This is a genomic window from Nocardioides sp. Iso805N (assembly GCF_000364605.1).
Taxonomy (GTDB): domain Bacteria; phylum Actinomycetota; class Actinomycetes; order Propionibacteriales; family Nocardioidaceae; genus Nocardioides.
Window position 1 is genome coordinate 331,678 of record NZ_KB822577.1, and the last position, 23,003, is coordinate 354,680.

Genomic DNA, 23,003 nt, shown 5'->3' on the forward strand with positions numbered 1-23,003 from the left:
GGGCCTGACGGAACGGGCCGCGCCGCGCGGGCACCCACCCCGTTTCGGGTGATGTCAGCACGCGTAGGGCGGTGGCACGCTCGAAAGCGATCGTGTGACCGCCAGAGCGAGGAGAACCCAGATGCCGGACCAAGATGTGGGCCCCATTGACTACCTGGCCCTGGAGTTTCCAGGGGCGAGACTGGACGGCGAGGGCCTGGAGGCGCTGCTGGAGCTGACGCAGCGAGGGACGATCCGGATCCTCGATCTCGTGGTGGCCAAGGTCGCCGAGGACGGGTCCTTCGCCGTCGTGCAGCTGGCCGACCTCGACGGTGACGGGTCACTCGACCTGGCCGTCTTCGAGGGCGTTCAGTCCGGGCTGCTCGACGATGACGACGTCGCGCAGAGTGCTGCGCTGGTCAAGCCGGGCAATGCCGTCGGTCTGCTTCTCTACGAGAACACCTGGGCCGGCCCGTTCATCACCGCGATGCGCAACGCGGGTGCCGAGGTGATCGCGAGCGGGCGGCTGCCTGCCGACGACGTCATCGCGGTCCTCGAGGCGCTCGAAACCGAAGAAGCCTGAGAGGGGACGCAGATGGGACTCATCCGTGGAATGGCCCGAACGGCAGTCGTCGCGGGTACCGCGACGGCTGTGTCGAACCGGGTGTCACGACGACAGGCCGGCCGCTGGGCCGGACAGGAAACCCAGCAGGAGCAGGCCTACGCACCACCCCCGCCGCCCCCGGCTGCACCGGCCCCGTCGAGCGGGGACAACCTGATCGAGCAGCTCGAGAAGCTGGGCGCGCTGCGAGATCAGGGGGTCTTGACCCAAGCGGAGTTCGACGCGCAGAAGGCCCGACTGCTCGCGTAACCCGTTGAGTTTCACCGCAGGGCTCCCGAAGGACATCCGATGGGTCACCAGGCAGACGGCTCGACGCCCGCGCAGAGGGGACGCTACGACACGCCCTTCTTCGGGTCGAAGTTCCGTGTGCCCCGAGCCCCCGGCCACTTCGTCCGGCGGCCCCGTCTGGTGCAGGTGCTCGACGCGCTCGCCGATTATCCGGTCACCGCACTGGTCGCCCCGGCCGGCGCGGGGAAGACGGCGCTCGCCGCGGACTGGGTGCGCCGTACGGGCAGGCGGGCGGCCTGGCTGGCGCTCGACGACACGGACCGTGCGGCTCACCAGCTCACGACCGCACTCGCCGCTGCGGTCGACCAGCTCGACCCGGGTGTGGCGACGACGGCGTTGGCGATGCTGCGCGGCCCCCACGAACCCGGTGACGCGGTGCGCGCGCTCGTCGAGGCACTCGAGGATCTCGATGCGGACCCGGCCGTGCTGGTGGTGGACGACGTCCACCTCGTCGACGATGACGAGGAGGCGGCAAGCTGCCTCGCCTCCTTCGTCGAGCACACGCCGGCCTGGTTGAGCGTCCTGCTGCTGAGCAGGCGACAGCTGGTGCTTCCCATCGACCGACTGCGGGCCGGCGGTGTCCTCGCCGATCTCGACTTCGAGGCGCTGCGGTTCTCGCCCGCCGAGGCGACGGAGATGCTGACCGCGTTGTGCCCCGAGGTGGCGGCCGAGGACCTTCCCCAGCTCACCCTCTGGGCCGGGGGATGGGCGGCGGCGCTCCAACTGGCTGCACTCGCCATGCGCACGCAGCGGACGGCGGCGGTCCCGTTGCCTCGTGCCGGACCCGACCCGTCGACCCGATCCGATCGTCTGGTCGACACCTACCTGTGGCGCGAGGTGCTGCGAGCCGAGCGGCCCGAGGTGATCGACCTGCTGCTGGACGTGTCGGTCGTCGACCGGGTGAACTACCCGCTGGCGGAGGCCCTCGGGGATCGGGCCGATGCGGGCGACATCCTGATGGAGGCCGAGCGGCGCGGCCTGTTCGTGACCAGCCTCGAGTCGGGCGGCTGGTTCGAGGTGCACGAGCTGGTCAAGGACATGCTGCTCGCCGAGCTGGAGCGGCGCTGGCCCCAGCGGCTGCGCCGCCAGCACGCGCGCGCCGCGCGGTGGTTCGAGACCGCCGACGACAGCAGCAGCGCGCTCGAGCACTGGTTGGCGGCGGGCATGCACCGCGAGGCGCTCCGGCTGCTCGCCGACCTCGCCGTCGAACTCTTCGAGAGCGGCCGCTCGTCCCAGATCCGCCGCGTCATCGACCAGATCCAACCGGTCCCGGCCGGGTCGGACGCCGACGCCTTCGTCGAGTACGCGTGGTGTCAGCTGCTGGCCGACGGCCCCTCCGTCGACGCGGCCCTGGCGGCAGCCGAGGGCGCCGCCGCGGCATCGGTCGACGACGTCAAGCCGGGCCGGCTCCTGGTGCTGCAGGCGGCCTCGGCGCTCTCCCGCGGTGACTGGCACCGGTGTGAGGAGCTCGCTCGACTCGCGGTCCTCCAGGCGCCCGAGTCGCCCTGGCTCGACCCGTTGGGGCGGATGGCGTGGACGTTGATGGCGCACGGCATCGCACTCGACGAACGGTGGCTCGACGGGGCTCCTGAGGTCGGTGCGATCGTTCGCGGGATCAGCCACGACACCCAGCGTCTGATCGCGCTCGAAGGCACCCGGGCCGTCGGTCTGGCACTGGCTGGTCAGCCGCTCGACGCGCTGCGGACCAGCGCCGGCGTACGACGTCTTGCGGCCGCCGGCGAGATGAGGACGCTGCACGCGGAGCTGTGCCTCGCCGACGCTGTCGCCCTGCGCGAGCTGGGCGACGGCGAGCAGGCCCGGCAGCTCCTGGACGAGCTGTCGACGACGGCGTCCGTCTCGCACGTCTTCGTCCGGCTCGTGGCCCAGCTCGAGCTGGTCGAGCTGTACCTGTCGATCGGCGATGTCGACAGCGCGGACCGGGCGTTCCGCCAGGCGGTCGAGACCTCCGAGCGTCGGCACCCCGGGCGCGGCGGCACCAGCTGGGTCGCGCGTCGCGGGGTCCAGCTGGAGGTGGCCCGCGGCGACCTCGATGCGGCAGCACAGTGGTCGCAGCTGGTCGAGGATCCGTTCTGGCGTCCTGTGGGGGAGGCACGCGTGTCGCTGTGCCGGCAGCAGGTCGCGCGGGCCGACGAGTCGCTCATTGCGGCGGTCCCACGGTGCGCGCGGCACCAGGTGATCCGTCACCTGATGCAGGCTCGCGTCCTGGTCGGTGAACGGGATGCGGCGGAGAAGAAGGTCGCTGCGGCGGTGGAGACCGCGACCGAGCACGGCATGCTCGAGACCGTCGGCTCCGAGGGTCGCGAGCTGCTCGACATCCTCGAGCTGGCGGCCTGGCGCGTACCTGATGGCTGGATGGACCGGCTGCGGCACGTCGTCATCGGCAGAGGAACGCTGCGGCCGCATCCCGGAGCGCTCGTGGATGAGCTCACCGCGCGAGAGCTCGACGTGCTTCGGCTGCTGCCCACCAGGCTCACCGTGCGGGAGATCGCGGACGAGCTGTTCGTCTCCCACAACACCCTGAAGTTCCACGTCCGGGTGATCTACCAGAAGCTCGGGGTGAACTCGCGTGCCGAGGCGGTGGAGGCCGCCCGCCGCCTCGATCTCATGCGGGGACCCTAAGGATCGATCACGCCTGCGAGTCCGTAGACCTTCATCATCTGGGCGTCGAACTCCTCCTCGGACAGGAGGCCACGGTCGACGAGCGCGAGCACCTGCCGGATCTCGTCCACCCGCCGCGGCGTGATGCCGCCCGGCGTCGCGTCGTACATCGGGTCCAGCGGCGGTCGCCCGCGCAGAACGCCCACGTGGTCGTGTCGGGACCCTGCCACCCGCCGCATCTCACTCACCCCGCTCTGATCGGCGTGCCTCACGTGCACGCGCAGCCTGTGCCAGCCGTTGCCGCGGGATCCGCTCGCCGCCCACGACCTGTCCGCCCGCAGTGCGGGCCGCCTCCGCCAGCTCCTGGGCCCAGAGGTCCTCAGCGACCAGGATCAGCGCGGATGAGCCCGAGCGCAGCGCCCGGCACGCGATCGCGATGTCGTCGTCGCTGAGGATGCCCCCGACCTCGCCGTCCACGTCAGCCAGGGTGACCAGGGCCGAGACCAGCTCCGGCTCGGCGGCGACATACCGCCCGTGGACGTCGGTGACCACGCCCACCAGATCCAGGATCCTGATCTTCGACGACTCGGCGAGACCCTTGAGCGCCTCAGCGACCGTCATGCTCGACGCCAGGTCGGGCAGGCTGATGACGATGTACTCGACGATGTCCGGATCGAGCGCGGACGGGTTCGGGGTGGGTGGGTCGTCGCTGGCGGCTGCTGGCATGTCGTTTCCCAACTCCCGGCAGGTCCCGGCAGGAACTCGGCCGTGGCCCGGCCGAGCCCGGCTCGACCGACGCTTGCTTGTGGTGAGTCACCATGGTCCGAACCAGAGGGGTGGTGCGGCACCACCCCGCGCGGGGTAGATGTTCTTCCGGACGACGATCAGAGCAGGTAGATCGCTACCTCGGTCGCCTTGACGGAGAACGTGACACGTTGCCCGGTCTCCAGCTCGAGGTCGGCCGCCGCGACGAGCGTGACGTCCGCGGCGAGGTCGCCGGCTCGGACGCGGAGGAGGTCGGCATGAGGCTCCAGCTCGCTGATCCGCACCTGGAACGAGTTGCGTGGGCTGCCGTGAACCGGCTCGCGGAACACCGAGACCGAGGAAGGTCGGAAGGCCGCGACGACGGGTGTTCCCGAGGCGGGCGCATCGCCATCGACCATGCCGGTGATGCGGTCGCCGCGACTGGTCTCCACATGGTCTCCGCGCCACGTTCCGTCGAGCAGGTTGAGGCCGGCCAAGCGGGCGACGAAGGTGCTGCGTGGTCGCTTGAGAACCTCGCCGCTGATGCCCGACTCGATGACGCGGCCGGCCTCGAGGACCACGACCCGGTCTGCGAGGAGCAAGGCGTCGAGAGGATCGTGTGTCACGAGGACGACGGTCCGGTCGGCGAGAACGCGACGCAGCGTGTGGCGCAGCGCCGGAAGGACAGCGATGTCGAGCGCGGCCATCGGCTCATCCAGCAGGAGCAGGCCCGGGTCGGCCGCCAGGGCCCGGGCCACGGCCACTCGCTGGGCCTGTCCTCCCGACAGCTGGGACGGCCGGCGCGCCGCGAGATCGCCCACGCCGACCTCGTCGAGCCACCTCTGCGCGATTCGCCGGGCCTCGCTACGTCGCGTGCCGTGGCTACGCGGCCCGAACGCGACGTTCTCCAGCGCGCTGAGGTGAGGGAAGAGCAGGGGTTCTTGGCCCAGCAGCGCGGTGCGGCGCGCATGCGGCGCGACGGCGACGCGCGACGTCGCGGGACCGGCATCGGTCAGCACTCGTCCGTCCAGCACGATCTTGCCCCTGTCGGGGATCAGGAGACCGGCGGTGATGGCCAGCGCCGTCGACTTCCCCGACCCGTTGGGACCCAGGACGGCCAGCGTTTCGCCGGTGGCGACCTCGAAGGCGATGTCGACGTCTCGGTGATCGACGCGTGCGGAGAACTGCAGGCTCATCGTGTGCCGCGACCTTGACCCGCCAGGCCGATGACCAGCACGGCGACGACGACCAGCACCAACGCGAGTGCCACGGCGGCGTCGGGGTCTGTCTCGCGCTGAAGGTAGATCTCGAGCGGAAGGGTCCTGGTGCGGCCTTGGAGGCTGCCGGCGAAGGTGATGGTCGCACCGAACTCGCCCAGGGAGCGCGCGAACGCAAGGACGGCGCCCGAGATCAGTCCTGGCACGACGAGGGGAAGGGTGATGCGTCGGAACACGGTCGTCGGGCGCGCCCCGAGCGAGGCTGCTGCGACCTCGTAGCGCTGGCCGCCGGTGCGGAGTGCACCTTCGAGGGAGACGACCATGAAGGGCAGCGCCACGAACGTCTGGGCGAGCACCACCGCGATCGTGGTGAAGGCGATCTGGATACCGGCCGCGTCCAGCGTGCTGCCGAGCAGTCCGCGGCGCCCGAACGTGTACAGCAACGCGAGACCACCCACGACGGGCGGGAGCACGAGGGGGAGGAGCACCAAGGAGCGAATGACTGCCAGGCCGGGGAAGTCGCGGCGAGCAAGGACGAGTGCCATCGGGACGCCGAAGACGACGCACAGCCCCGTGCTGATCGCGGAGGTCTTCAGACTGAGCACGAAGGCGTCCCTGGATGCTTGCGAGGTGATCAGCGACCCGAAGTGGGTCCAGTCGACCTTCGCCACGATGGCCACCAAGGGCAGCAGAACGAATGCTGCGCCGAGCACCGCGGGGACATAGATCCACCGGGGTAGCCCGACGGTTCGATCGCTCACCCCGGCGACCCTACTGAGGAGCAGCTCGGGTAGGCGTGACCGAGATCGTGTCGGCTCACAGGACCGGGGTGCTCAGGGCTTGGCGAAGCCGGCGGCTGCCAGGATCGACTGGCCGGTCTCGCCGGTCACCGTGTCGACGAATTCCTGGGCGATGTCGGAGTGCTTGGAGTCCTTCAGCGCCACGATCGGATACGTGTTCACGACCTTGTTCGACTCGGGGAAGGGGACTCCCTTGACCTTGTCGCCGGCGGCAGCGACGTCCGTGACGTAGACGAGTCCTGCGTCGGCCTCACCGGAGGAGACCTTGCCCAGCACGTCGGTCACCGACTCCTCTTCGCTGACCGGCTTGAGGGTCACTCCGGTCACGGACTCCATCTTCACGGCTGCCGCGCCACAGGGCACCTCGGGCGCGCACACGACGACCTTGACACCCGGCTTGGCCAGGTCGGCGAACGAAGCGATGTCGGCCGGGTTGTCGGGCGGAGTGGCGATCTCCAGGGTGTTCGAGGCGAAGTTCTTGGGGTCGCCGGCCTGCAGGTTCGCGGCGGTCAGCTTGTCCATGTTCGCGGTGTCGGCCGAGGCGAAGACGTCCGCAGGCGCACCCTGCTGGATCTGGGAGACCAGGTCGGAGGAGCCGCCGAAGCTGAACTCGACCTTGACCCCGGGGTGCTCGTCCTCGAACTTGTCGCCGATCTTCTGGAACGTCGAGGTCAAGGATGCGGCGGCGAAGACCGTCAAGGTCGTCTTCGACCCGCTGCCACCGCCGCCACCACTGTCGGACCTTCCGCACGCCGAGGCGCCGCCGGCAACCATCAGCGCCGCTACCAAGAGCCCGAGGATCCGTGTCCGCATGATCGAATCGAACCATACTTCCTAGGTATTACCCAGGTACTTGGTCTCGCCAGCACCGGCGGGGTCAGCTTCCCGCTCTGAGCCGCTAGCCTCGATCCATGCCCCAGTACCTGCGAATCGGCGAGGTGGCCCAGGCGCTGGGCGTCAGCCCGGACACGCTGCGCCGTTGGGAGGGTGAGGGCCGGATCGCGTTCGAGCGGCGGGGCAACCAGCGGGTGCTCGACGCGGACCGACTGCCCGAGCTGCTCGCCGCGACCCGCAGCCGCGAGCGGGTCTCCAGTGCGCGCAACCGGCTGACGGGCGTGGTCACCTCCGTGGTCCGTGACGGCGTGATGGCGCAGGTCGAGCTCGCCTGCGGCGAGTATCGGCTGGTCTCGCTGATGAGCCGCGAGGCTGCCGACGAGCTGGGCCTCGAGCCCGGCGTGGCGGCGAGCGCGGTGGTGAAGGCCACCAACGTGATCGTCGAGATCGAGGCGCCGCGGCCCGCCGGGTCACCGGTGCCGGACCGGCTCCACGGCTGACGAGCCCATCGGCCGCAGCGGTAGTCCACGTTATTGCGAGGCACTCGCAACAAGCAGGGGATGGCGATAGCATCGACGTGCCGGTGTGATCGATGCGCGCCGTGCGCGATCGACGAGAGGTCCCACGTGCACATCCCCGACGGCTACCTGAGCCCGTCCACCTGCGCCGTCGGCTACGCCGTCGCCATACCGACGTGGGCGATCGCCAGCAAGCGGGTCAGCAAGGTGGTCAAGACCCGCAACGTGCCGATGCTCGCGGTCTTCTCCGCGCTCTCGTTCCTGGTGATGATGTTCAACGTCCCGATCCCGGACGGCACCACGGCGCACGCGGTCGGGGGAGCGGTGATCGCGATCTGCCTGGGGCCGTGGGCGGCGGTGATAGCCGTCTCGGTGGCGCTGCTCTTCCAGGCGCTGCTCTTCGGCGACGGCGGCGTGCTCTCGTACGGCGTCAACGTGGTCAACATGGCGATCATCCTGCCGTTCGTCGGCTACGGCATCTACCGGCTGATCGCCGGGCGCACGCCGCTGACGAGCGGGCGCCGCGTCGTCGCCGCCGCCATCGGCGGGTACGTCGGGATCAACGCCGCCGCCCTGGCCGCAGCAGTGGAGTTCGGCATCCAGCCGGACCTGTTCAAGAGCGCCGACGGCACGCCGCTCTACTCGCCGTACCACCTGAGCCAGACCATCCCCGCGATGGCCATCCCGCACCTCACGATCGCGGGGCTCGTCGAGGCGGTCATGTCGGCCGCGATCGTGGCCTACCTCCAGCGGGCCGACGTGTCGCGGCTGGTGCCCAGCCATCCCGGCATCCCGCTCACCGAGGCCGACCGGGCCCCACGGCCGGCCCGGACGCTGGCCCCGGCCAGGGTCGCGCTCGGCTTCGTCGTCCTGATGGTGGTCCTCAGCCCGCTCGGCCTGCTGGCGCCCGGCGGCGCCTTCGGCGAGGACAACCCGAACGACCTCAACCTGAACAAGCTGGGGCTGCACGCGGTGCCGGCAGGGCTGGACAAGTACAACGGCTTCTGGAGCCACACCCTGCTGGGCGGCTACGGCTTCAGCAGTGGCGACCACGCCGACCTGGGCTACATCCTCTCGGCGCTGATCGGCATCGTGGTGGTCGGCGTGGCGATCCTGCTGATCGGGCTGGTGATGCGGGCGGTCCTCGGCCGCCGCGATGCCGACCGGGAGCGCGAGCAGGAGCCACAGCGCCTTGGCTGAGCACACCACGACCACCACGCCATCGTGGCTGCTCTCGAGCAACGTCGGGCTGTGCCCGTGCGGCTGCATCGGCAAGCGGACCAAGGGCTCGTTCGTCGAGAAGACCCTGACCGGCGGCTCGGACCTGCTGCGCCAGGTGATGTTCAGCGACGACCTGGCCCGCCGCTCCGGCCTGCTGCAGCGGCTCGACCCGCGCGCGAAGCTCGGCGGGATGCTCCTGCTGCTGATCGGGGCGGGGCTGGCGCACCACCTCGAGACGCTGCTGGCGACGTACGTCGTCGTGCTGGCGCTGGCCGGCGCGTCGCGCGTCCCGCTCGGCTTCTTCCTCAAGCGGGTCTGGCTCTTCGTGCCGATCTTCACCCTGATCGTGGTGCTGCCGGCGACGCTCTCGATCGTCACGCACGGCGATGTCGTGGTCGAGCTGTGGAGTTGGCACGGCCAGCCTCAGGGGCTGACCGCCCAAGGGCTGCGCTCGGCAGCGCTGGTCGTCTCCCGCGTCGCCGTCTCGATCTCGTTGGTCGTGCTCGTCACGGTCACCACGCCGTGGAACCGTCTGCTCGCCGGCCTCCGCGGCCTCGGCGTGCCGCGGATGTTCATCCTGGTGATCGGGATGGCCTACCGCTACATCTTCCTGCTGCTGGACTCGGTCACCGACATGTATGAGGCGCGCAAGGCCCGCACGATGGCGCGGGTCAAGCACGACCGCACCGCGCGCGCCTTCGTCGGTGCCAGCGCCGGTGCGCTGGTCGGCAAGGCCAACCAGCTCTCCGAGGAGGTGCACCAGGCGATGGTGGCCCGGGGGTACCGTGGCGAGGCCCGGGTCCTCGACACCCTGCGGCTGCGGCGGGCCGACCTGGTCGCCCTGGCCGTCGCGGTCCTCGCCACCGCGCTCATGCTCACCGCCGATCGGATGCTCGGCCGATGACCACCCAGGAGAGCCTCATCAGTCACGACCACGCCGGCCCGCCCACCCTGTCCGCGGGTGACCACGCCCCGCTTCCGGCCGACGCTCCGCCGGGCGCGATCTTCGTCGCCCGCGGCCTGCGCTACTCCTACCTCGACCGGTTCGCGGCCCTCGACGGCGTCGACCTGGACGTGATGCCGGGCGAGATGGTCGCGCTGCTCGGCGCGAACGGCTCCGGCAAGTCGACCCTGCTCAAGGTGCTCGACGGCCTGGTCTTCCCGAGCGAGGGGACCCTGCACGCGTTCGGTCACCTGGTCACCGAGGGCAACCTCGAGGACGAGCAGTACGTCGAGGCGTTCCGCTCCCGGGTGGGCTTCGTGTTCCAGAACTCCGACACCCAGGTCTTCTCGCCCACCGTCCGCGAGGAGGTGGCCTTCGGCTGCCTGCAGCTCGGGCTCTCCGCCGAGGAGACCCGGCAACGGGTCGACGACGTCCTGGGCATGCTGGGCATCGCCGACCTGGCCGACCGGGCTCCCTTCCAGCTCTCCGGCGGCCAGAAGAAGAAGGTCGCGATCGCCTCGGTGCTGGTGATGAACCCCGAGGTGCTGCTCTTCGACGAGCCCACCGCGGCCCTCGACCCGCGCTCCCAGCAGTGGCTGGCCGAGCTGATCGTGGAGCTCAACGCGGCCGGCAAGACCATCGTCTACGCCACCCACGACCTCGACGTGCTCGAGCAGATCGCCACCCGCTGCGTGGTCTTCTCCGAGGACCACCGGATCCTGGCGAGCGGGCCGCCGGGGGCGATCCTCGACGACACCGCGCTGCTGCTGAGCGCGAACCTCATCCACGAGCACAGCCACGTCCACCTGCGCGAGGGGCAGCGGGTCGAGCACAGCCACGCGCACCAACGCGGCGGGCACCACCACTAGCGCTCCGTCGGTGGGTGGCATGATCGGGCCATGAGTGCGGCGCCGATCGTGGTGACGGGCGCGACCGGCCGGCTGGGCGGCAGGGTCGCCCACCGGCTGGCGGAGCTGGGCGTGGCCCAGCGACTGGTCGTGCGCGACCCGGGCAGGGTGCCGCGGCTGGCCGGCGCGGAGGTCGCGCAGGCGACGTACGCCGACGGTGAGGCGGTGCGAGCCGTGCTCGCCGGTGCGGGCACGGTGCTGATGGTCTCCGCCGCCGAGACGCCCGACCGGGTGGCACAGCACCGGACGTTCGTGGATGCGGCGGCTGTCGCGGGGGTCGAGCACCTCGTCTACATCTCGTTCTACGGCGCCGCGCCGGACGCTACGTTCACGCTGGCGCGTGACCACTGGGCGACCGAGGAGCACATCCGTGCCAGCGGGCTGCGCTCCACGTTCCTGCGCGACAGCCTCTACGCCGACTTCCTGCCGCTGATGGTGGGGGAGGACGGCGTGCTGCGCGGTCCGGCCGGCAACGGCGCTGTGGCAGCCGTCGGCCAGGACGACATCGCCGATGCCGCCGTCGTGGTGCTGCGCGATCCGTCGGCCCACGCGGGTGCGACCTACGACCTGACCGGACCGGAGGCGCTGACGCTCGACGAGGTCGCGACGCGGCTCTCGGCGGCGTTGGGTCGCTCGATCCGCTATCACGCCGAGACGGTCCCGGAGGCCTACGCCTCCCGCGCCGTGTACGGCGCCCCGGACTGGCAGCTCGACGCCTGGGTCTCGACGTACCTCGCGATCGCGGACGGCTCGCTCGCCGGCGTCTCGACAGCGATCGCCGACCTGACCGGGCATCCGGCGCGCTCCCTGGAGCAGGTCGTCGGCTCGTGAGGCGAGGCTAGAGCTCGTCCCGGTACGGCGGGTTCGCTCCGGCACGCGACACCGTGACAGCGGCCGCGCGGACGGCATGGCCGAGGACCTCGCGCGGGTCGCGGTGCGGGTCGTCCCAGAGCGCGTCGAGCAGCGCCGCCGAGAACGTGTCGCCGGCTCCGATGGTGTCGGCAACGGTGACCGGGACGGCGGCCACGGCGATGGTCTGCGTCGCGGTGACCCAGCGGGCGCCCCCCGCGCCCTCAGTGACCACGACGGCTCGGGCCCCGAGGGTGAGCAGGTGGTGGGCGGCCTGCTCGACGTCGTGCTGGGGATAGAGGACGGCCAGGTCCTCGTCGCTGGCCTTGACCAGGTCGGCATGTCGAGCGACTCGCTCCACCGCATCGATCAGCCCCGTGCCGGTGCCGGTGATCGAGGGCCGGACGTTGATGTCGTAGGAGACGAGCGTCTCCGGCGGGACGCGCTCCAGCAGCGCGAGTACGTCGTCGGCGCCCGGCGCCAGCACCACCCCGAGGGAGCAGACGTGCAGCACGCGCGGCCGACCGAGGCCGACCACGCCGAGCCGCCACTCCAGCTCGAAGACGTAGCTCGCGGAGCCGTCCCGGCCCAGCGTCGCGTGCGCTGTCGAGGTCCTGCGCAGGATCCGCGGGTCGCCCTCCAGGCGGACCCCGTCGGCGGCGAGGTGCTCGGCCAGCAGCCGGCCGTGCGCGTCGTCGGCGAACGCGGTGGCGAAGCGGACCGGCCTGCCCAGCCGGGCCAGCGCGACCGCCACGTTGGCGGCACTGCCGCCCGCGTGTGGTGTCGTCGTACCGTCGAGATCGGTCACGATGTCGACCAGTGCCTCGCCCACGACGAGGGCGTCCGGAACCTGCATGGAGCGATCCTGACAGGGCGGGATGGCCCCGATTGGGTATCTCCGCGAGGCGTGGGATATGTTTCTCTCGTTCCGGTCGCGAGGCCTCGCGGCCCGGAGCGCCAAGGCCCCGTAGCGCAGTTGGTTAGCGCGCCGCCCTGTCACGGCGGAGGCCGCGGGTTCAAGTCCCGTCGGGGTCGCCAGTCGAAACGGCCTCTGACCAGCGGAAACGCTGATCAGAGGCCGTTTCGCATTTGGTTTCATGCCCAATGCGTGCCCAATGTAGATGGGCTCGCGGGTCGCTCTGGGGCGAAGTGGGCGGCTCTTCAAGAGTCGCCACGAGCACTGGGAATCCGGTGTCCCAGAGCTTCGAGGTCGGCCAGCCGAATGCGAATGGACCGGGGGCCGAAGCGGTAGGCAGGCAGGCTGCCAGACGAGATCCTGCGGCGCAGCGTGTTGACCGACTGGCCTACGAGGTCTGCTGCGTCGGTCAGCGATAGGTACGGATTGTCCCTGGTGTCCTGCGGCAGATGGGGCATGGCGATGTCCTCCCTGATGACGTGTGGTTATCCGAGAGGTGCACTGACCGCGCCGGTTCCTCGCCGGCGTCGTCGACCGCCAGGTAGAACCCGGCCCGAGGGGTTGACGGCTTGGTGCTAGAGGCGCACCTTGGAGGCACGGCTTTGCACCTCAGGTGGCTGCGGCGGCTTCGGCGAGCTGCTGAGACCGTGGGGCGAGTGGTGCCGGTGAGTCCCCGGGACCGTCTGTGGTAGCAATAGCCAGGGGTCCGGACGCCATTCACTCCACCGGCCCCGTACCGGGTGCGGGACCGTGTGACCTGCGGCTTTAGTCGGCCGCGGTAGTCGCGCGCGTTGGTGCCGGAGGCCCTCCGGCACCGTCGCCGAGCGGGTTCAGAGCCCGATGCCGGTGCTGTGCGCCTGCGGGATGATCGGCGGTGCGACCGGCGGCGCGCTGCGGTGTCGGGGTGCGTTGGGTCCGTAGGTGTCGATGGCTGCGGCGGCGAGGGCGCGGGCGTGGGCAGGCCCGAGGTCGGCGCGGTCGCGACTGAATACGTTGATCCATTGCTCGCGTGCCTGGTCGAGGTTGTCGGCGACCAGATGGGCGGTGTTGTCGTGGCGTCCGCGGGTCATAGCGACGTAGGCGCCGGCCGCGGTGGTGGTGTCCTCGATCGCGACGAGGGCGTGGTCGACGGTCTCGCCCTGGGCGCCGTGAATGGTGGTGGCGAAGGCGAGCTCGACGAACCGGGTCGCGTAGGCGGCCGGGATCTCGCGGTCCCGGCCGTGGCCGTGCAGAACGAGTGATCCATCCGTGCGGATACCGGTGACGGTCCAGGTCTGCCGGTTCGCGACGTGGAGACTGGTGTCGTTGCGTCGGGTGGCGACTTTGTCGCCGAGGCCGATGTGCTCGCCGCCCGCGGTGGCGACCACGCGCGCAGCCGGGTCGGCACCATCGCTGACGTTTCGCTGGTCGTGGATGGCGGCGTTGAGATCGCTGACGAGCTCACGGCGCTCGGCCAGGACGAGGGCTCCGTCGGCGCCGAGCTGCGCGAGGGCGGCGGTGCGCTCGACCTCGCTGCGGTAGACCTGGATCAGACCGCGCCGGCACAGTTCGTCGAACACGGCCGCAGAGTCCCTACCAGTGCGCATCTTCAATGTCAGGGCCGCGTAGTTGGGGTCGGTGAACCGGTGCACGCTCTCGAGGGTGACGACGGCGGCGGGGTGGGCCCAGTGGTGGGCGTGGTCGAGGACGCCACCACGACCCACGGCGGGCAGTTGGTGGCGGTCTCCCACGAGCGCGAGCCTGGCGCCGGTCTCGTCCGCGATCGTCATCAAGGCTTGCGCGGTGTCTTGATCCAGCATTCCCGCTTCGTCGACGAGCAGCAGATCCCCGGTCCGCAGCCGCGCCGCCGGACGCAGGGCAGTGTCGGGAAGGGCGTCGGGCTGGCGGGTCCAGTGACCGTCGTCGTCCCAGCGCCAGCCGTGCTGGTGGATGAGCCAGGCCGCGGAGTGTCCATCGGCGCCGGTCTCCGAGGCGGCGACCTGGGCGGCCTTCAACGTCGGTGTCACGACCAGCATCCGATGTCCTTGCCGAGCGAGCATGGCTTGGGCGGCGGCCAGGGCGGTGGTCTTCCCCGCGCCGGCGGCACCCTCGACCACGACCAGGGTTCCGTCGCCGGCCAGGGCACCGACCACGGCGGCTTGGGTCGGGTCGATGCGCACCAGGCCACGTCCACCAATTCGGGTGCGCCGTGCCGGTGCACGGCCCCGGGTGGCGAGCCGATCGATCATGTCGTTCTCGATGACGAGGACACGCTGCGACGTGAGTGCCCGTACGTGTTCGGGAACGTCGGGGCAGGCCAGCAGTTGCACGCAACGGTCGACGGCACGGTGGGTGACGTCCTCGGCCAGTTCCGCGCGTACCGAGGTATCGGTGATCAGGCCGGTGCGGGCGAGGAGGACTTCGACGCGCCCGCGGATGTCCGCGGCGTTCCATGCCGAGCGCTTGGCGCCGAGCTGGGCCAGGACGAGCTCGGCAGCGGCGTCGCGGTCGATCCACCCCGGCCGCGCTCCCGGACCCACAGGCTCCGGCGGCGCCGGCGCGGTGAGGTCGCGGTAGCCGAGGTCCCTGAGTTCTTGGTTCCACCGAGCGACAAGCTCGGCGCCGTCGACCGCGACAGGCTTGTCAGCCGCATCGCCGTGGCCGGTCTGGTGGGGCTTGTCGGGTCTGGCCTCGGCCCATGCTCGCTGATCCCATCCGGCTCGTAGCCGCGGCCCCGGCTCCTGCCCGGGGTGGGCGCGGCGCCACCCGGCTTCGTAGCGGTCGATGTTGCGGCGGATCTGCTGCGCTCTCGCGGAGAACCTGCCTGCGTACGGCATGAGCTCACGGATCTCGGAGGTCTGCGGGTCCAGGGTGAATCCGTGCGCTGCCAGGACCGCCCGGAAGGCGGGGTCGGTGGCGACGGCGGCGTGTCCGATGCCGTTGATGGCTGCGATGCTGTCTCGGACGCCGACCGAATGGATGCCGCGCCAGGCGCCCGCGGCGAAGACACGGGCGTTGATCTGCAGGTGAAGATGGCGGTGCGGATCCCCGGCGCGGGAGGTGTAGTGCCGGATCACCGCAGCTTCTACCTGTTCGACTCCGATCTGCACCTGCCGGCCCTTCGGGCCGATCCGGGTGGTGGCGTGCGATGCAACCCACCCGACGATCTCGGCCGCAGCGCGATCCTGTGCGGCATCGAGCGCGACGGAGATCTCCGGAAGTAGTGCTGCGGCCAGGGACCAGGTCTTGGGGCCGTTGACGGTGACCTCGAGGAACCGAAGGGCGTGCTCGTCGTCTCGCACCCGGCCCTTCGGCTCGTTGGTATCGAGGTCGATGCCGGCGACCCACTTCTCGTAGGCGTCGCCGTCCATCGAGCCGGTACGCACGACGCCTTCCGGCGGCGCGGTCAGGCGCAGCGCCAGGCCGTGGCCCTCGCGCAGGTAGTAGTCATCGGCACGCGAGTGATCCCGCTCCAGATACGAGCGGGCGGCCTTGGCTGCGCCGCGATAGAACTTCACCCCGCCATGCACCCCGACCACCCCGCACACCTTCGAGAACCCTCGATCTCGAGGTGCACCGGCGGCCCCTACGGAGCTCCGTAGCATGCGTGCCGCTGTGGAGGGAGGGGCTTAAAGGCCGGATGGGGACGAAAACATGAGGGCCGTGAAGAGTCGACGGTTTTCAGTAGCGCACGGTGCTGTGAGGCCTTGACGGGGAGTAGGAGTAGTGAGCAGAGGGGATGATGGTTTCCGGGGCGAACGTACGGACCCGCCGTCAACACTCGCTTGGGCTGTCAGTGAGAGCCACGGCCCTCGCGCATATCGACGAGATTCACCAGATCGAGGCACCGTGGGGCGCAAGCCAAGGCCGACGACCCGTCGTCGAGCATCCCTTGGGCCCCGTCCGCGGTCTTCTCGGCGTGCTGAAGCATCGCGACCAAACAGGCTCAGCTATCGGCAAGCATCCGGCGCAGGCCGTCGCGCAGGGCGTTGCGGGTGTGGACGCTGAGAGCGTCGGTGAGGATGCCCTCGACCTGTTCGACGAGGGGCCGGAGCCGCCGGCGCTCGGCACGGCCGTGCTCGCTCAGCTCGACAGCCTTGCGTCGGCCGTCGTCGGGATCCGTTGTGCGGACGACCAACCCGCGACGCTCCATCCGAGCGACCATGTCCGCGATCGTCGAGCGGTCCAGGTCGATGGCGTCGCACAACTCCCGCTGGCTCATCGTGCCCCGCTGGTCGAGCACGACGAGCGCGGAGTACTGCACCGTGGAGATCTCGGTCGAGACGGTCCGCATCCAAGCGGCGACATGCAGCTGCTGCGCCCGTCGGATGAGGTATCCGGTGTAGCGCTGCGGCTCCGGCTCAAGATCCTCGGGCACGGCGGATGTCGACGCGCTCACCGAGCGACCGGCGCTTGCGGCTCGAGGAGGAAGCCGGCGAAGAACTCGGTGAGCTCGGCACGGGCGGTGAGTGGCAGGACCGCGGCGACGTACTGGTCGGGGCGCACGACCACGATGGCTCCGGCGGGATCGATGCCTCGCTCGGTGAAGATGTCGGCGCGTGGGTCGATGGCCCAAGCCTTCTCCCAGTCCTGCAGCCCGAGCGGCCCCGTCGTCGGCAGCAGGAGTGCCGGCACGGTGGAGATGTCCAGGTCGTGGTGGCCGCAGCGGTAGATCCCGTGGATGTCGATAACGCTGTCGATGTCACCGCCGGTAGGAGTGAATCGGCGCACTGGCGAGTCCGCGGAGCCGGCGAGCCACTCGGCGAGGTCGCGCAGCGCGGCGCCGTCACAGTCGGCGAAGGCGAAGAGGCGCCACCGGCCGTCCGCCCGGTGGGCGTGCCCGAGCTGCGTCGGCCGCCCGTCGGCGAGCCGGATGACGCGGGCGGAGTGGAAGCGGCTCCCGACCTGGAATCCGGTGGCGAGGGCCTGGTGTTCGGTGCCGGACGTGAGCACGGAAGACGCGTACGTCGTCGCGAGGCCGGCGGTGTAACGGCCTTGACGAGCGAACTCGGCCGTCATCTCGGCTGCGGTCACGCCGCCGAGCTCGGGGTGAGCCGGGTCGAGGGTGGGCTGGGCGATGAAGGCCGACCAGAACCGGTCGAAGTCGATGAGGTCCTGGGCCACGGCCTGCCGCTCCGCGGAGTAGGTGTGCAGCAGCGCTTCCTCCGAGCGGCCCTCGAGCACGGCCGCGAGCTTCCAACCGAGGTTGAACGCGTCCTGCATGGAGACGTTCATCCCCTGCCCGGCCTTGGCCGAGTGGGTGTGGCAGGCGTCGCCGGCGATGAACACCCGGGGCGTGCGGCCGCTGGTGTCATCGGCCGGCACCTCGTCGAACTTGTCCGCGATGCGCTGGCCCACCTCGTAGACCGACGACCACGCCACCGACCGCACGTCGATCGAGTAGGGGTGCAGGATGTCGTTGGCCACCTCGGTGATCCGCTCCACCGTCGTGCCGCGGATCCGGCCTGCGTCGTCGGCGGGGACCTCGCTGAGGTCCACGTAGCAGCGCACCATGTTGCCGCCCTCGCGCGGGATCATCAGCAGGCTGCCCTTTCCCGCGGACTGGACGACGTTCTTCGTCCGCCAGTCGGGGAAGTCCGTGGTGGCCAGCACGTCCATGACCCCCCAGGCGTGGTTGGCGGCGTCGCCGTGCAGCTCCCGGCCGATTGCGCGGCGGACGGCGCTGCGTGCGCCGTCGCAGCCCACGACGTACTTCGTGTGCATGGTGAGCTCCTCGACCACGCCCACCGCGTCGGTACGCCGGAGGGTGACCGCGACCGGGTACTCGCCAGTGCCGATCTCGAGCCCGGCGAATTCGACGCCGTAGTGCGGCTCCAGGCGGCTCGGGGACTTGGCCATGTGGTCGAGGAGGAACTGCTGCATCCTTGCCTGGTTGACGATGACGTGGGGGAACTCGCTCAGGCCCTCGGGGGTGTCCTGGACCCAGCCGGTGCGCTCGATCCTCGAGCGGTCGTTTGCCGAGGGGCCCCAGAAGCGCACCTCGTTGACCCAGTAGGCCTCGTGCAACAGGGCCTCGGCCAAGCCGAAGGCCTGGAACATCTCGACCGTCCGGCAGGCCACTCCGTCGGCCTGGCCCACCTGGAGGGGACCGCCGCGTCGCTCTACGACGGCGGTTCGGATGTCGGGGAAGGCAGCCAGCTGAGCGCCGAGGACCGTGCCCGCCGGACCGGTCCCAACGATCAGGACGTCGACGCGATCGGGCAGTTCGGAGCTGCGGGCGAGCGCTTGCGGCGAGGCGGGGAGCACGCTGGGATCGCCGGGTCGGTAGCCGTCGCGATAGAACTGCACGTCGGGGGTCTCCTTCAGGAAATTGTGGTGGCCGTCACCACCATATCGTCAGTACCCCAACGAATTTAACTCGTGACCTCATGCATCTTGTGCATAGGTTCCTATAGAAACTATGAGTTGGACTGATGTGGCGACGCTCACGTTCACTGGAGGGCATGACCCATCCGCCGACATCGGACCTCGATCTCTTCTCGGACGAGGTCCTCACCGACCCCTATCCGAGCTATGCCGACCTCAGGGCTCTCGGACCGGTCGTCCACCTGCCTGCCAACGAGGTCTACGCACTCACGCGCTACGACGCCATCAGAGCCGCACTCGGCGGCTGGGAGACCTTCTCCTCCGCCCACGGCGTCGGCTTCAACCCGACGGTCAACGAAGCGCTCATGGGCACCTCGCTCGCATCGGATCCGCCACAGCACACCGCGCTGCGCGCGGCCTTGACCGAGAACCTCTCACCGCGCGCGTTGCGCGGACTGAAGAGCCAGATCGACGCCAAGGCCGACGCCCTCGTCGCCGATCTGGTCGCGTCCGGCTCGTTCGAGGCGATCGACGCGCTCGCTCGGGCGCTCCCTCTGGAGATCGTCGCCGACCTGGTCGGCTTCACCGGCGAGGTTCGCGGCCGCATGCTGGCCTGGGGGAAGGCCGCCAACCAGGTCATCGGGCCGCTCAACCAGCGCACCGCCGAGAGCTTCCCGATCGCAGGTGAGCTCTACCAGTGGTGCTCGACGGTCTCGAAGGCGGACCTCGCCGAGGGGTCGATCGGACGGGGAATCTTCGAGGCGGAGGAGCGCGGCGCGATTCCGCCAGGCGCGGCAGGACCCATCATCCACCAGTACCTCGCGGCCGGGGTGGAGAACACTGTCAGCGCGATCGGAAACATCGTGGCGCTCTTTGCCTCCCACCCCGACCAGCTCGCCCTGGTGCGCAAGGACCCATCGCTCGTGCCAGCCGCCTTCAACGAGGTGCTCCGCTTCTGGGCGCCGATCAACGCCTGGGGCCGCGAGACGACGAGGGACGTCGAGATCGAGGGCGTGGTGATCCCGGCGGGGGCTCGGGTGGCGATCCTCTTCGGCTCCGGCAACCGCGACCCGCTGCACTACGACGATCCCGACACGTTCCGTGTCGAGCGCAACCCCGTGGACCACCTCTCGCTCGGGTACGGCGTGCACGGCTGCGCCGGTCAGGGCCTGGCGCGGCTCGAGGCCCACGCCGTCATCGACGCTCTGGCTCGCCGCGTCGAGCGGCTGGTCGTCGGCACCCCGACCCGGATCCCGCACAACGTCACCCGGAGCGTCCACGCGCTCCCCGTCCTGGAAGTGGTCACCGCATGAGGATCGAACTCGACCGTCCCCGCTGCGAGGGCCACGGACTGTGCGAGGAGGCCGCGCCGTCCCTGATGCACCTCGACGACGAGGGCGAGCTCGTGATCGACCGTGCCGACGTCGGCGAGTCGGAGGCCGCCCTGGCCCACGCGGCCGTGCGGGTGTGCCCGGTCGCTGCCCTGCGGATCGCATGAACACCGCTGGATCGGTTTGCCGGCGCATCGTCGTGGTGGGTAACGGCATCGCCGGCGTCACCGCCGCACACACGCTGCGCGAGGCGGGTTTCGACGGTGAGCTCACCATCGTCGGCGACGAGCCGCACCCCGCCTACAGTCGACCGGCGCTGTCGAAGGCGCTGCTGCTGGAGGAGGCGGGCCTCACCTCCCACCACCTGCCTGCTCCCACTCACGGCGCGACCGAGCTGATGGGCCTCACCGTCAGCGGACTCGACCTCGACACCCGCTGCGTCCTCCTGGACGGCGGCGAGGGCCTGCCCTACGACCGCCTGGTGGTCGCTAGTGGCTCCCGGGCGAGGCGGCTCTCGACGCTGCCGGGCGAGGTCACCCTGCGAGGCCTCGACGATGCCCTGTACCTGCGCGAACGCCTCGCCTCGGTGAGCTCGGTGATCGTCGTAGGCGGGGGACCGCTCGGCATGGAGATCGCCTCGGCCTGTCGTGCCGGTGGGTGCGAGGTGACCCTGGTCTCCCAGGGCATGCCGCTGGTGCAGCAGCTCGGCGTCCACCTCGCCGGCATCCTCACGCGAGCCGCGCTCGACCGCGGGCTCGCGATCGTTGAGAGCGCCGGAGCGGTGCTCGAGGCGTCGGCCGATGGCATGGTCCGCGTGGTCGTGGCCGAGGGTGGGGCGCTCGAGGCGGATCTCGTCGTCTCCGCCGTGGGCGATGTCGCCAACACCGAGTGGCTCGCGAGTACGGGCCTGAGCGCTCCTGACGGGATCCATGTCGACACTCGTGGTCTGGCACGTCCCGACGTCGCTGCCGTGGGAGATGTCGCCGTGATGCCGACGCCGTACGGAAGGCGCCGGATCCCGTTGTGGACCAGCGCGATCGAGCAGGCCAAGACCGCGGCCGCCGCGTTGCTCCTCGGCGAGGCCGCGTCACCGCTCGAGCTGCGGCCCTACTTCTGGACCGAGCAGTTCGGACTCACGCTCAAAGCGGCCGGCCGGCTCCCGGTGAGCGGGGATCCGGAGTACGTCGAGGGCGGGCCGGGCGCGGGACTCATGCGCTGGCCGGAGGCCGCGGTCGCCCTCAACTACCGCATTCCCATCCCGCGACTGCGCCGGCTGAGCGTCGCAGCGGCGTAGGGTTCGGCGCTGTGAGCGCTGTGGAGCGGGACGCCGGCAGGTCGGGGCTGGACCGGCTTGCCTCGGTCAACCTCAACCTGCTGGTGCCCCTCCTCGCCTTGTTGGAGGAGCGCTCGGTCACCCGGGCCGCCGAGCGGGTCGGTCTGACCCAGCCGGCGATGAGCCACGCCCTGGGGCGTATGCGCCGACTGCTGGGGGACGACCTCATCGTGCGGCAGGCCAACGGCAACAGGTTGACGCCGCGAGCCTTGGAGTTGATCGGGCCGCTGCGGGTCGTCCTGCGGCAGGCCGCCGATGTGGTCAACTTCCCCGGCTTCGACCCTGCCACCGACGCGCGAGTCATCACGGTGGCGATGATGACGCCGACCGCCTTCGTCGTGGGCCCCCCGCTGGCCAGGCTGATCGCCGAGCGAGCTCCCCGGGCGACCCTGCGTATCCGGACGATCACCATGCCGACGGACTCTGCCTTCACCGAGGAGGGCGTCGACGTCGTGCTGATGTCGGATGCGTTCGCCTCGCCGTACCCGCGCGAGCGGCTCTACGACGACCGGTGGGCCGTCATCGCTTCGCCGGACACGCCGCCCGAGGTCGGCGCCCTGGAGCTCATCTCGGCGTACCCGCATGTCGTGTTCGATGCCGAGCGCCGGGTGGTGCCCTACTCGGTCCTCGACGAGCATCGGATCGCGTACCGCATCGGACAACTCGTCTCGGACAACCTGATGGTCGCGCACCTGGTCGCGCGCTCCGGCGGTGTGGTCGGCTTCCAGCGGCGGCGCGTCGCGACCGCCATGCAGGCGGTGGGGGAGCTGAGGATCGAGGAGTTCCCGTTGCCGCTGCACGGCGTCGGTATCGACATGGTCTGGAATCCGCGTCTGTCGGACCAGTACTTCGTCGAGTGGCTGCGTGGGCTGCTGTTCGAGGTCGCCGGAGCGCTGTGATCGCGGTTAGTTGAGCAGCTGCGTCCACGCGTGGGCGAGCTCGTCGATCATCTGGTCGCGATCGAGCTTCCAGTCTGAGGTCTCCCAGTTCTGGGCGACGTAGTCGAGCTGGGCCATGGCCAGCACCCCGCGGAAGTGGCGCTGGTGGCGCGCGAGGCGACCGGATCTGGTCAGGCCGTCCTCGATGTCGCTGATCGGCTCCTCCAGCCAGCGCTCGACCAGGTTGACCAGCTCCGGATCGACGGCGGCGGCGTCGCGTGCGATCCGGATGATCGGGTGGATCAGCGGCCAGCTCTGCGCCACATGCCGCAGCCAACCCTCGATCGCCTCGCGACTGCCGTCGGCGACGGTCGCGACCAGGTCCTGGGCGGTGGACCCGTGCTCGGCGGACCGGCCGCGCTCCAGCACCTCGTTGAGGTTCTCGTCGATGAGCGCCCTCATGAGTTCGGTGCGCGAGGAGAAGTAGGCGTAGAACGTCACGCGCGTGGTGCCCGCGGCCTTCGCGACGTCGTCCACGGTGGTGGCGGCGTACCCCTTGGTCCGGAAGAGGTCGAGGCCCGCGTCCAGGAGGAGTCGCCGGGTCAGCTGCTTCTGGGCCGCGCGGAGGTTCGCCATGCTCGCACCTTAGCCCAGGGAGTACGCCGAACGGCCGCCTCGGCTTGCGCTAATACGCAAT

General features: G+C 70.4%; 23 protein-coding genes and 1 tRNA gene. 13 read left to right on the forward strand and 11 right to left on the reverse strand.

The annotated features are described in order from the left end of the window. The first annotated feature begins 121 nt into the window (after positions 1 to 121). From H036_RS0109200 to H036_RS0109210, 3 genes are read left to right on the forward strand one after another with little or no spacing between them, the layout of a single operon-like run. Complete coding sequence (locus H036_RS0109200; protein WP_017934495.1) at positions 122 to 562, forward strand: DUF6325 family protein; 441 nt, start codon at positions 122 to 124, stop codon at positions 560 to 562. Positions 563 to 574: 12 nt separating this feature from the next. Beyond that, positions 575 to 850: an SHOCT domain-containing protein gene (locus H036_RS0109205; RefSeq protein ID WP_026145911.1), complete on the forward strand. Its 276-nt coding sequence runs from the start codon at positions 575 to 577 to the stop codon at positions 848 to 850. Positions 851 to 889: 39 nt separating this feature from the next. Continuing rightward, positions 890 to 3,529, forward strand: coding sequence for a LuxR C-terminal-related transcriptional regulator (locus tag H036_RS0109210; RefSeq protein ID WP_017934497.1), 2,640 nt, complete (start codon positions 890 to 892; stop codon positions 3,527 to 3,529). Here H036_RS0109210 and H036_RS0109215 read toward each other — a convergent pair. The 5 genes from H036_RS0109215 to modA all read right to left on the reverse strand — a co-directional run bounded on the left by H036_RS0109215 (position 3,526) and on the right by modA (position 7,082). After that, positions 3,526 to 3,738, reverse strand: coding sequence for a hypothetical protein (locus tag H036_RS0109215; protein WP_157417195.1), 213 nt, complete (start codon positions 3,736 to 3,738; stop codon positions 3,526 to 3,528). The two genes, H036_RS0109210 and H036_RS0109215, sit on opposite strands and share 4 nt — an antisense overlap. Before the next feature lie 10 nt (positions 3,739 to 3,748). Next, positions 3,749 to 4,234, reverse strand: a complete 486-nt coding sequence (locus tag H036_RS0109220) for a DUF6325 family protein (RefSeq protein ID WP_017934499.1) — start codon at positions 4,232 to 4,234, stop codon at positions 3,749 to 3,751. A gap of 158 nt (positions 4,235 to 4,392) precedes the next feature. Continuing rightward, on the reverse strand, positions 4,393 to 5,448 hold the full coding sequence (locus tag H036_RS0109225; RefSeq protein WP_017934500.1) for a sulfate/molybdate ABC transporter ATP-binding protein: 1,056 nt from the start codon (positions 5,446 to 5,448) through the stop codon (positions 4,393 to 4,395). After that, the gene (locus tag H036_RS0109230; protein ID WP_026145913.1) at positions 5,445 to 6,230 is read right to left on the reverse strand and encodes an ABC transporter permease; all 786 of its coding nucleotides are present in this window, start codon (positions 6,228 to 6,230) and stop codon (positions 5,445 to 5,447) included. The genes H036_RS0109225 and H036_RS0109230 overlap by 4 nt, the downstream gene beginning before the upstream one ends. 72 nt (positions 6,231 to 6,302) lie before the next feature. Beyond that, positions 6,303 to 7,082: a molybdate ABC transporter substrate-binding protein gene (gene modA / locus H036_RS0109235; RefSeq protein WP_017934502.1), complete on the reverse strand. Its 780-nt coding sequence runs from the start codon at positions 7,080 to 7,082 to the stop codon at positions 6,303 to 6,305. Between the two features lie 98 nt (positions 7,083 to 7,180). Between modA and H036_RS0109240 the strand changes: the two genes are divergently transcribed. From H036_RS0109240 to H036_RS0109260, 5 genes are all read left to right on the forward strand, one after another. Next, a complete protein-coding gene (locus tag H036_RS0109240; RefSeq protein WP_017934503.1) occupies positions 7,181 to 7,603 on the forward strand; it encodes a TOBE domain-containing protein in 423 nt (140 codons plus the stop codon). 126 nt (positions 7,604 to 7,729) lie between these two features. Continuing rightward, complete coding sequence (gene cbiM / locus H036_RS0109245; protein WP_017934504.1) at positions 7,730 to 8,821, forward strand: cobalt transporter CbiM; 1,092 nt, start codon at positions 7,730 to 7,732, stop codon at positions 8,819 to 8,821. After that, a complete protein-coding gene (gene cbiQ / locus H036_RS0109250; protein ID WP_017934505.1) occupies positions 8,814 to 9,746 on the forward strand; it encodes a cobalt ECF transporter T component CbiQ in 933 nt (310 codons plus the stop codon). The genes cbiM and cbiQ overlap by 8 nt, the downstream gene beginning before the upstream one ends. After that, complete coding sequence (locus tag H036_RS0109255; protein WP_017934506.1) at positions 9,743 to 10,654, forward strand: energy-coupling factor ABC transporter ATP-binding protein; 912 nt, start codon at positions 9,743 to 9,745, stop codon at positions 10,652 to 10,654. The genes cbiQ and H036_RS0109255 overlap by 4 nt, the downstream gene beginning before the upstream one ends. Positions 10,655 to 10,684: 30 nt before the next feature. Beyond that, positions 10,685 to 11,524, forward strand: a complete 840-nt coding sequence (locus tag H036_RS0109260) for an SDR family oxidoreductase (RefSeq protein ID WP_017934507.1) — start codon at positions 10,685 to 10,687, stop codon at positions 11,522 to 11,524. Between the two features lie 7 nt (positions 11,525 to 11,531). Here H036_RS0109260 and H036_RS0109265 read toward each other — a convergent pair whose 3' ends face one another. After that, positions 11,532 to 12,398 (reverse strand): PfkB family carbohydrate kinase, encoded by an 867-nt coding sequence (locus H036_RS0109265; protein ID WP_017934508.1) that lies wholly within the window; start codon positions 12,396 to 12,398, stop codon positions 11,532 to 11,534. 105 nt (positions 12,399 to 12,503) lie between these two features. Between H036_RS0109265 and H036_RS0109270 the strand changes: the two genes are divergently transcribed. After that, positions 12,504 to 12,580, forward strand: a tRNA-Asp gene (locus H036_RS0109270). A 123-nt stretch (positions 12,581 to 12,703) separates the two neighbouring features. Here H036_RS0109270 and H036_RS24880 read toward each other — a convergent pair. The 4 genes from H036_RS24880 to H036_RS0109290 all read right to left on the reverse strand — a co-directional run bounded on the left by H036_RS24880 (position 12,704) and on the right by H036_RS0109290 (position 18,746). Next, positions 12,704 to 12,916 (reverse strand): helix-turn-helix domain-containing protein, encoded by a 213-nt coding sequence (locus H036_RS24880; RefSeq protein ID WP_081615499.1) that lies wholly within the window; start codon positions 12,914 to 12,916, stop codon positions 12,704 to 12,706. Positions 12,917 to 13,288: 372 nt separating this feature from the next. Continuing rightward, positions 13,289 to 15,976 carry a MobF family relaxase gene (mobF, locus tag H036_RS0109275; protein WP_017934509.1) on the reverse strand — a complete coding sequence of 896 codons (2,688 nt, stop codon included), beginning with the start codon at positions 15,974 to 15,976 and terminating at the stop codon, positions 13,289 to 13,291. A 407-nt stretch (positions 15,977 to 16,383) separates the two neighbouring features. Continuing rightward, positions 16,384 to 16,815: a MarR family winged helix-turn-helix transcriptional regulator gene (locus tag H036_RS0109285; protein ID WP_017934511.1), complete on the reverse strand. Its 432-nt coding sequence runs from the start codon at positions 16,813 to 16,815 to the stop codon at positions 16,384 to 16,386. Positions 16,816 to 16,832: 17 nt separating this feature from the next. Next, positions 16,833 to 18,746 (reverse strand): FAD-dependent monooxygenase, encoded by a 1,914-nt coding sequence (locus H036_RS0109290; RefSeq protein ID WP_017934512.1) that lies wholly within the window; start codon positions 18,744 to 18,746, stop codon positions 16,833 to 16,835. 155 nt (positions 18,747 to 18,901) lie between these two features. Between H036_RS0109290 and H036_RS0109295 the strand changes: the two genes are divergently transcribed. The 4 genes from H036_RS0109295 to H036_RS0109310 are packed head-to-tail and all read left to right on the forward strand — an operon-like array spanning position 18,902 to position 22,327. Beyond that, on the forward strand, positions 18,902 to 20,077 hold the full coding sequence (locus H036_RS0109295) for a cytochrome P450 (RefSeq protein ID WP_017934513.1): 1,176 nt from the start codon (positions 18,902 to 18,904) through the stop codon (positions 20,075 to 20,077). Next, the gene (locus H036_RS0109300; protein WP_017934514.1) at positions 20,074 to 20,262 is read left to right on the forward strand and encodes a ferredoxin; all 189 of its coding nucleotides are present in this window, start codon (positions 20,074 to 20,076) and stop codon (positions 20,260 to 20,262) included. Before H036_RS0109295 ends, H036_RS0109300 begins: the two co-directional genes overlap by 4 nt. A gap of 35 nt (positions 20,263 to 20,297) precedes the next feature. Beyond that, positions 20,298 to 21,389, forward strand: coding sequence for an NAD(P)/FAD-dependent oxidoreductase (locus tag H036_RS0109305; protein WP_198289932.1), 1,092 nt, complete (start codon positions 20,298 to 20,300; stop codon positions 21,387 to 21,389). An 11-nt stretch (positions 21,390 to 21,400) separates the two neighbouring features. Beyond that, positions 21,401 to 22,327: a LysR family transcriptional regulator gene (locus H036_RS0109310; protein WP_051068645.1), complete on the forward strand. Its 927-nt coding sequence runs from the start codon at positions 21,401 to 21,403 to the stop codon at positions 22,325 to 22,327. Between the two features lie 6 nt (positions 22,328 to 22,333). Here H036_RS0109310 and H036_RS0109315 read toward each other — a convergent pair whose 3' ends face one another. Then, complete coding sequence (locus H036_RS0109315) at positions 22,334 to 22,942, reverse strand: TetR/AcrR family transcriptional regulator (protein ID WP_017934517.1); 609 nt, start codon at positions 22,940 to 22,942, stop codon at positions 22,334 to 22,336. Between the last annotated feature and the right edge of the window lie 61 nt (positions 22,943 to 23,003).